A 919-nucleotide genomic window follows, 5' to 3' on the forward strand; every position below is an offset into this window, starting at 1 on the left:
CCTGCCCATTTCCCGGCACTCATCCGGTTTCCGGTGACCATAGAAATGGGCAGGGTTTGTCTATGGGCTATATCCCCCACCGGAGGCCTGGCGTCTTGACCGGTGCGTCCCATAGGTCTATCATCTCTGCGTCCATGCGAAGGAGGGTGATGGAGACCCCCTGCATTTCCAGCGAGGTGATATAACGCCCGATCAGGTTGCGGACGATCTTGAGCCCCTTCTTGGTGCAGATCTCGTGCAGTTTTCGGTAGACGATAGGCAACTCAATGTCGGGCGTGCCACCCATGCTGTTCACGAAGGCCAGCACAGGATCACCCGGCCGGAACGGCGGGTCTTCCAATTCCACGTCCACCCATTCCATTTTATCTTCATCCCACTCCCGCACCGTACGCCGATAAGGCGGATCCTCAATGATCGCCAGGGCGAGCATCTCGGTAATTTCGTCGGCGGTCTTGAGTTTCATTCGCTCACGGCCAGGTTCACCGTGGATGCCGATGCCAACTTCCATCTCATCCTCGGCGAGTTCAAAGGTCGGCTTGCCCGCCATGGGGACCGTGCATGGGGTGAGCGCCATACCCATAGAGCGCCCGTTGATGTTGACCCGACGACAGAGATCGGCCACGCGCTTCAGGTCGTACCCACGTTCCGCGGCCGCACCGCAGATTTTTTCCGCCAGCACCGTTGTACCGGTACCCCGGCGGCCTGCGGTGTAGAGGCTATCCTTCACGGCCACATCATCATCAATCAGAATGTTCAGAACGCGGATCCCTTCGGCGCGGGCCATATCCGCTGCCATCTCAAAGTTCATCACGTCGCCGGTGTAGTTTTTGACGATATACAGTACACCGGCGCCCCCCTGCACCATCTTGGCTGCCTCTAACATCTGGTCCGGGCGAGGTCTTCACCTCCCCCACCCCGG

Annotated in this window: 1 protein-coding gene; it reads right to left on the minus strand. The window is 59.2% G+C overall.

Features of this window, described 5'->3' with window-relative positions:
• Positions 1 to 67 precede the first annotated feature (67 nt).
• On the minus strand, positions 68 to 865 hold the full coding sequence (locus ABJK56_RS16005) for a dihydroxyacetone kinase subunit DhaK (protein ID WP_347245679.1): 798 nt from the start codon (positions 863 to 865) through the stop codon (positions 68 to 70).
• Between the last annotated feature and the right edge of the window lie 54 nt (positions 866 to 919).

The organism is Thermogutta sp. (assembly GCF_039793925.1).
Taxonomy (GTDB): domain Bacteria; phylum Planctomycetota; class Planctomycetia; order Pirellulales; family Thermoguttaceae; genus Thermogutta.